This window comes from Salipaludibacillus sp. CUR1, assembly GCF_021028955.1.
Taxonomy (GTDB): Bacteria; Bacillota; Bacilli; order Bacillales; family Salisediminibacteriaceae; genus Salipaludibacillus.
Genome location: NZ_JAIWPE010000050.1, coordinates 1 through 7837, shown reverse-complemented (window position 1 = coordinate 7837; position 7837 = coordinate 1). Strand labels below are relative to the sequence as shown.

Genomic DNA, 7837 nt, shown 5'->3' with positions numbered 1-7837 from the left:
TCCCAAATGATCCTAAGATCATTATCTAGAAATATCTTGAGACGCCCAATCAAAAAGCCTTGGGTGTAAAGAAATTTATAAGCTCAATTATGGGCTTAAATATAATATACGAGGAGGAAGCAGTATGCCAAACCAAAATCCGAATGTCATGAACCAGCAGATGCAACAACAGCAGCAGCAACAGCAGGGAACCCAATTATCTGAGAGCATGCCGCCTAATAAAAGCCACGGCGGACATGAACTATTCGATACCCACGAGGTGATCGGAGGAGTCATCGGAACTCTTGATCAGTATGAGCTTTATAACCAGCACATTCAGGACCAGCAGCTGAAAAGCATTCTGAACAGGCAAAAAAGCTTTTTAACCGAGTTGTACAATATTATGGTTGAAACGTTAAAAACAGGCCAGAAACCATCCCAATCTACAAGTGTTTACCACATGACAGAAAGCAATGATGTGATGTACGGCTTAACACCTAGTACTCCAAAGAAACCTGTCGGATCAGTCAACGAGCTTAAAGATGAAAATATTTCCGGTTTCATGCTTGGCCAGGTTAAGGGACTCGCTTCAATGATGGCAATGACGGCATTGGAGATGACAAATCCGGTTATGCGCCGGGTCACAGCCGACAGTGTACCTAACCTGATTGAAATGAGCTATGAAGTGTTCCTGTACCAAAACAGGAACGGCTATTATCAAGTTGCACAGCTTGCGGACCAGGATATGACTCATATGGTTGACAGCTACGCGCCAGCACCGCCTCCGACTTTAAACTAATCAAGCTGAAGGAGGATGACTATGCACAGCATGCGTAAAAAGGAAACGAATAAGGTATCTTCTGAAGAGGAAAGAACAACGGCTCCAGGAATCAATGAGGAAGACGAGTTCGGGGAAGAAGCCACTGAAGATGACCGTCGGAGGGGCGACTCTACTAAGGTCACCCGCCTTATTTATGACGAATACGACCCTTCTTAATGGTAAAGCGAGAGAGCACCGGCAGGTTTGCCGGTGCTCTACTCTTTTTTTACTCCGCCCGCTCCCGCTCTTAAACACGGCAAGCATCTGCAAAACAAGCTACAGACGTATAGAAGCTGTCAGCGGGAGATGATCAGAAGCGTCTCTTATATCCGACACCACTTCCGCCCCTGTTACTTCCACCCCTCTTGTAAAAATATAATCCAAGGTTAACCGGGGACGCAGCGATGGGAAGGTTAATCCAGATCCTGTCCCTGCAGCCTGCCAGGCATCTGTGCTTTTTTCGGTTATTTTCCGCCAGTTTCCTGAGCCGGGCAGCATATTAAAGTCACCCATCACAATGGAAGGAAACGCGTTTCTGAACATCCGCTGTGCAATAAAATCGGTCTGTATTTTTCGCAAAAAAGGGTTAAAGCTCAGGTGGGTCACACATACCCTCACTACTTTTCCGTCTATCTGAATGGCCGATTGAAGAAGAGACCTTCCTTCAAAAATCCCCTTAATAAAGTTAAACGGAATAACTTCGCTCGATAGAATCGGATAACGCGATAACAAGGCATTTCCATATTGTCCAGTCGCTGACACAAACGGAATTTTAACTGTAATCGCGGGGCCGAAAGCGGAGGACATTTCCAGCAGGTCTGCCAGTTCAAAAAGCTGGTCTTTAAAATAACTGCGGCCGGAAAAATGCCTGTCCACCTCATTCAGGCCGATAATATCCGGATTGGCCAGTTTAATTGCTTTAGCTATTCTCCCTATATTAATCCGCCTGTCCATCCCCAGACCATGGCGGATATTAAAGGTCATGACCTTAATCTCCACTAAACCCACCTCTGATACTTTTTACTGTTACATATGCATGAATGGCTACCCTTTTTTGTTACTATCTCCACAGCGCTCATTTTATAAGCGCTAAAAGATGCTCCTTAAATCTTTTTTGATTTTTTTAGCCCTTTTTATCAGCAAATCACTATCTAACTAAACCATTAGACTCAATTTGGAGTCCCAGAGACGTATTTAAGTGTAAATAATTTGGAAACAGGGTAGAAAACCTGAGAGAATCTTGATGAAGGAGCGTTTTGAATATGGAACGATATAAAGTCATCTTTGAATTTGAAAATGGAAAAGAAGAAGCAGCGTATTTTACTGAAAGTCCGGTATCCCGGGTAAATGACTGGGTAGAGAGAGAAAGAGGCCATTGGGCCAGGGTTGAAAATTCGCTAATTAATCTTGATAATGTAAATGTTATTAAGGTGGCATTAGTTGAATTGGATCCTGACGGTAAAGAAGATAAGCTGATTGAATGGGTTTAACGAAAGAGGGCAGACACACGCTGCCCTTTTTTAATGCGCGGAAAAACAGCCACTCTGAAGGAACAGCGGAGCAGCAGGAAGTTTACAATGTTTTTCCAGAAAAGTAATCCTCCACTTCCCCTCTGTCAGGAAGGGACGGCTGGGCCCCTTTCCGTGTGACAGTGACCGCTGCTGCTTTAACAGCCAAATCAATAGCCTTCCGCTCTGCCAGCCCTTCGCTCAACCCTGCAGCCATTGCTCCGATAAACGAATCTCCTGCGGCTGTCGTATCTACAGCTTTTACTTTTTCAGGCGGGATGTGTTCCCTCGTTCCTCCTCCCACATAGTAACAACCTCGATCTCCTGCAGTCACGATCACTTTTCCAGCACCTGAAGCGAGAAGACGATCAGCTGCTGTATAAATATTATCTTCAGTTTTGGCAGGAAGCCCTGTTAAGGTCTCGAGTTCAATTTCGTTCGGAATAATGAGATCTATTTTTTTCAACAATTCATCAGGGAGAGACCGTGCCGGCGCCGGGTTTAAAATCACTTTCTTTCCCAGCTCTTTAGCCAGATCAATAGCCATGACCACCGTTTCAAACGGAATTTCCAGCTGAAGAATAATAATTTCCCCCTGCTCAATAACGCCGCGAATGGCATCGAGGTCGTGGGGGCGGAAGTTATTATTAGAGCCATTAACAAGAACGATGCTGTTTTCGCCGGTGCGGCTGACCTGAATAAAAGCCATGCCCGTCGGTGAACCATTATTTTCAATTAGAATACCGTCCGCTGCCACATTGGCCTGTTTTAAACTATTCAGCAACGTATCGCCGTAATCATCCGCACCTATTTTTCCAACCATATGCACATCCGCTCCTAACTTACCGGCTGCGGCTGCCTGATTGGCTCCTTTTCCTCCAGGGAGCGCACTGAAACTTAAGGCGCTTAACGTTTCACCCGGCTTTACAAGATGATCGACTTCGGTGACCAGATCCATATTTAAACTGCCTATGACAACTATTTTTTTCATGAGCTGAACCCCTTTTTTATAAAAAATATATTATTTAAGTCTGCGGATGCTGTTTTCTAAATGACTGATAAGCCCTTCCCTGTTTACATCCATGGCCACATAAACGTTTGAACGGGTTCTTGAGAAACGGCGCTGATCCATCACTGTCATACCGGACGTATATTCCCCTTTCGTTTCTACCTGGACGTGAAACCGGCTGAATTGAAAAAGACCAGGATCAAGCAGAGAGGCAACTGCACAAGGGTCATGCAGGCCTTCCACACGGCCCTCCTGGAAATAATAATCAAGCATCGAGGCTACAAGCCTTCCTGTCTCATTCCCTGTATCTCTAATTCTTTCAATATCTTCCTTGTAAAGAGGAACCTTGTGGGTCACATGCAAGCCGAATAAAGTGACAGGAACTCCCGATTCAAGAACAATACTGGCAGCTTCCGGATCCACAAAGAAATTAAATTCCGCTGCCGGTGTAATATTGCCTTCCTTTAACGAACCTCCCATAATTGATAACTGGCCGATTTTTTCTGTCAGATGCGGGTAGATTTTAATTAACAGAGCCACGTTTGTCAGTGGACCGACAGCTGCGACAGTTATTTTTTCACTTGAGTTTTCCAAAACCTTTCTCATCGCCTCAACGGCCGGTTTCGTACTTAATTTCCTGTCCGGCACATTCATCTCCACATTTCCAAGTCCCGAATCCCCATGGATTTTCTCAGCAAGGACAAGCGGCTTAATGAGCGGTGCCGCTGCTCCTTTAGCCACTTCTATCGTTTCCTCTCCTATAAAACTTAACAAATCAAGCGTATTTTTCGTTGTTTTGTCAACAGTCTGATTTCCGGCTACAGTAGTAATCAGCTTGACGTCCAAGTCTGGGGACGTGACAGCCATAAGGATGGCCATTGCATCGTCAATACCCGGATCACAGTCAATAATAATCGGTTTAGACATCCCGAACCCTTCTTTCTTTTACGTATTGCTGCCCCGTCAATTTGCAGGGTGTATGTATAGAAGTCTGCTTTCATCTTATCACAGGAAAGGAAAAGAAAAGGTGAACCCCGGATATCAAATAGGAGTAGTTCACAGCTAAATAGGGAAGATAAGAGTAACTGAGTCTTAAACAGGAGGAGTAGATTTATGAGAATATTATCTGTTATTGCCGCAGGAGCCGCATCGGCCGGTGCTATTTTTATGGCTGTCAGGAATAATACTGAACCGAAACACCTTGGGGTCAGGGACGGTCGTCTCGCTGAACTTCCATCGAGTCCCAACTCCGTCTCCTCTCAAACGAGTATAGATGAAAAACGGGTCGATCCTCTTCCTTTTAAAGAGGACTTGGAAACTACGCGTTCGTTAGTGAAAAGAATTCTGGAAAAGAGAAACCAGTGTGAAATTGTGACGGAAAGTAATTATTATATTCACGCAGTTTTCAAGTCCGAGCCATTAAGGTTTAAGGATGACGTCGAATTTTATTTTGATGAGGCAAACCAGCGCGTTGATTTCCGTTCATCCGCGAGGACAGGGTTTTACGACATGGGAGTAAATGAGAAAAGGTATGAAGAAATCTGGAAAGAGTACATGGGAAATTAACGGCACAGCGATCGCGGTAAAGGTGGCTTTGCTGCGGGATCGGGCTAATATATAAAAAGCACAGGCAAAACCTGCCTGTGCTTTAAAAATTATGCTTTCTTTTTGTCTGTTGGGGTATCTTCCATCCGGCTCCGCGGCTCAATTTCTTCATAATCGAGACCGTATCCAAGCGAGCCGTACACCATATCATCGCGCGGATCAATCAGTTCTTTCCCTTTGTAATAAATACGCGGTGTCTTCCATAGAGCTTTTAATGCGCTGCTCATCGGCATTTCATGGTACAAATGCGGCCAATTTTTCTTAATATGATCTTTGACCATTGGATAATATTTTGAGCTCATGCTCGGGAATAAGTGGTGTTCTGTATGATACGAAAAATTAAAATGAAGCACATCCACCCACTTAGGCACCGTGACCGACAAACTGTTTGCTAACGGGTCATTTACGGGCACCTGAGGATTCAGCCTATGATTAGTTGAGATATATCCCATAACAATTGCATTAGCAATTAATAAAGGAACGAAGAAAATGAACATCCATGTCGTTAATCCAACGAAAAACATTAATCCGATCCATGTGGCCCATGGCAGAATAAATTGCATCCAGACTGACCACTGCTTTTTCGGCTTAAATTCCTTTACATAAATGAAAAACATTCTTGTTGAATGCAAAGTAAAAGTAAAAGTTAAAGACAGAAATTCAAAGAATGCTCTTACCGAAAAAGGAAGACGGTAAATGAATCTCAAAACAGAGCTTTTATCGACTTTGTCTTTTGTCAGCCACGTATCCGGGTCGTTCTCTTCATCCTGGGTGTGTACGTGATGAGTCATATTGTGCCATTTACGCCACAGTTTTGGTCCAGTAACGAGGGGCCAGAAGCAGATGCCGCCAAGAAAGTTTCTTAACCAGGCTTTTCTGACCACGGTTCCGTGCAGAATTTCGTGTCCGAGAAAACCGAGAGAAGCAAAACTGGCACCAATTATTAGTGATAATCCTAAATTAACAATGAACGGTAAATTAAATAAACCGATCGCAACCATACTTCCTATCGTTATAATCAAGTAGGCGAGTCCGCCTAACAAGCGGGCAGGAACAGGTTTAAATGCTTTTTTTGGCAAATGGGGAGAAATTTTTGATGCGTACCAGCCAAAAGAATGAAGTTCTTTCATGAATAGTAAGCCTCCAATGCTCTTTCGATATTTGTATTTTCTGACAATTAATAGCAGGTAAGTTACGTTTATTACTAATGTGCTAACAGTGTCATCATACCAGCTGCGACAGAATAAAGCAACGTATTTTTATTACCAGGTGATAAGTGTTGGTTCTAAACTTTTTCTTATTAATAATGTTTACGACGTTTTTTTATTAATACATATATATAAGCAGTTTGAGGATAATTTGTGCGGTAAAATTAACCTGGTGAGTTCTAATTATAGTTTTTTTACTTAATGAGCCGTAAAAAAAGAGCCCTCCTTATTTTAAAGGAAGGCTCTTTACTTATGAGTTTATTACTGAATCCACTCATCGACGAGGTCGCGGTTATCTTCCACCCACTGCTGGGCCCCTTCTTCCTCATCATCAAGATCATTTATCACGGACATCAGATCACCTAATGTTTCGTCATCCATATACCAGTTGTTAAGCCATTCAATAACTTCAGGGTGCTCATCCTCGAAGCCTTGACGGGACATATAGTAAATATCTTCAGGTTCACCAAAAACATTTTTCGGGTCTTCTAAATATTTCAAGTCGTAATCAGAAAAAGTCCAATGAGGATTCCAAAGAGTTACCACAACAGGCTCTTCAGCTTGATAAGCACTATCAAGCTCAGAAATCATAGCCGGTTCAGAACTTACTAACAAATTATAGTCGAGTTCATATTCCTCAATAGCTTCTTCAGATAACCCAGTCAAACTGGCTCCCGCATCAATTCCGACAATTTCCCCGTCAAACAGATCGACATTGTCATTCAGTTCTTCAATGCTGTCAATATCCATGTATTCAGGTACTACCAGCCCAAGACCTGTGCCGGAGAACCAAGTCTCATCATGCAGGTGGATATCTCCCTTGAAGTCCTCATACAAATGCTGGTCTGTCGTCGGAAGCCAGATTTCCAGAGCGAGATCCAGGTCGTCATTTGCAATGCCTGTCCAAATTGGCGCTTTTTCAGACATCGTTAAGGTGACCTCAAAGCCCTGTTCTTCCAGAAGCACTTTCCACATATTTGAAACAGCAATGTTTTCAGCCCAGTTATTAAGGCCGATCTCGATTTCCCCGCCTGCCGTATCTGCAGCCTCGTTATTTCCATCGTTATTATTATCTTCATTAACGTTAGTGCCATTATCGTCTCCACAGGCAGCAAGTACTAATGCAGAAGACAATAAACCACCCATAAGTAATTTACTCTTATTCATAATATATCTCCTTCCAAGCTTTTTTCTAACTCTCTCACTTCATCACCTAGGAAATTATACCCTTATTGTTGGCTGCCTTCAAATTCCTTGAACCTTCGCTAGCATGAATGAGTGATCAAACATTCACATTGTCCCCGTTTATATCAGCCGTTCTCTTCTTTATCCCCCTTTCCTTTATAAAGGTCGTCTTACCGGCAAAAAGGAAAAAATACAATGGGTGGTTTTTCTTAGAGGGGTCAGACCCCCCATTTATTTCCATGGGAAGGCCGACCTTGAGAGAAGTATTTTAGGCCGGGTTTTTGCCAGCTTCAGGTGGATGGCATAAAGGCGTGTTTGACAGTGGGGGAGGCAGGGAGCGAAGAGGGGAGTTTTTTGTCGAATTTTGTTATACGGTAGAGTGTCGCTTTTATAACGTAGAGTTTCCTCTCTATACGGTAGAGTGCCACTTCTATAACGTAGAGTTTCCTTTCTATACGGTAGAGTGCCACTTCTATAACGTAGAGTGCCACGTTAAAAAGGGGAGAATCGAACCCCCCCCCCC

General features: G+C 43.4%; 10 protein-coding genes. 4 read left to right on the top strand and 6 right to left on the bottom strand.

All coding sequences use genetic code 11. The features are described from left to right. The first annotated feature begins 124 nt into the window (after positions 1-124). Positions 125-778 carry a spore coat protein gene (locus K8O68_RS10155; protein ID WP_230896781.1) on the top strand — a complete coding sequence of 218 codons (654 nt, stop codon included), beginning with the start codon at positions 125-127 and terminating at the stop codon, positions 776-778. A 21-nt stretch (positions 779-799) separates the two neighbouring features. Then, complete coding sequence (locus K8O68_RS10150) at positions 800-976, top strand: hypothetical protein (RefSeq protein WP_230896780.1); 177 nt, start codon at positions 800-802, stop codon at positions 974-976. Between the two features lie 99 nt (positions 977-1075). On the opposite strand, the gene K8O68_RS10145 is transcribed toward K8O68_RS10150, so the two are convergent. Continuing rightward, on the bottom strand, positions 1076-1798 hold the full coding sequence (locus K8O68_RS10145; RefSeq protein WP_230896779.1) for an endonuclease/exonuclease/phosphatase family protein: 723 nt from the start codon (positions 1796-1798) through the stop codon (positions 1076-1078). A 263-nt stretch (positions 1799-2061) separates the two neighbouring features. Here K8O68_RS10145 and K8O68_RS10140 point away from each other — a divergent pair, with 263 nt between their 5' ends. Further along, entirely contained in the window at positions 2062-2289 is a 228-nt protein-coding gene (locus K8O68_RS10140) for a hypothetical protein (RefSeq protein WP_230896778.1), read from the top strand. A gap of 82 nt (positions 2290-2371) precedes the next feature. On the opposite strand, the gene rbsK is transcribed toward K8O68_RS10140, so the two are convergent. Both rbsK and K8O68_RS10130 read right to left on the bottom strand, forming a co-directional pair. Continuing rightward, positions 2372-3298 carry a ribokinase gene (gene rbsK / locus K8O68_RS10135; protein WP_230896777.1) on the bottom strand — a complete coding sequence of 309 codons (927 nt, stop codon included), beginning with the start codon at positions 3296-3298 and terminating at the stop codon, positions 2372-2374. A 30-nt stretch (positions 3299-3328) separates the two neighbouring features. Then, positions 3329-4243 (bottom strand): nucleoside hydrolase, encoded by a 915-nt coding sequence (locus K8O68_RS10130; protein WP_230896776.1) that lies wholly within the window; start codon positions 4241-4243, stop codon positions 3329-3331. Between the two features lie 186 nt (positions 4244-4429). On the opposite strand from K8O68_RS10130, the gene K8O68_RS10125 reads away from it, so the two are divergent. After that, positions 4430-4882, top strand: coding sequence for a DUF1499 domain-containing protein (locus K8O68_RS10125; protein ID WP_230896775.1), 453 nt, complete (start codon positions 4430-4432; stop codon positions 4880-4882). 89 nt (positions 4883-4971) lie between these two features. Here the strand turns inward: K8O68_RS10125 and desB are convergent, their stop codons facing one another. The 3 genes from desB to K8O68_RS10110 form a co-directional block, all read right to left on the bottom strand. After that, positions 4972-6051, bottom strand: coding sequence for a Delta(10) desaturase DesB (desB, locus tag K8O68_RS10120; RefSeq protein ID WP_230896774.1), 1080 nt, complete (start codon positions 6049-6051; stop codon positions 4972-4974). Positions 6052-6390: 339 nt separating this feature from the next. Beyond that, a complete protein-coding gene (locus tag K8O68_RS10115; protein ID WP_230896773.1) occupies positions 6391-7296 on the bottom strand; it encodes a glycine betaine ABC transporter substrate-binding protein in 906 nt (301 codons plus the stop codon). Between the two features lie 308 nt (positions 7297-7604). Next, a partial coding sequence (locus K8O68_RS10110) for a hypothetical protein (RefSeq protein WP_230896772.1) occupies positions 7605-7837 on the bottom strand: 233 nt, incomplete at its 5' end.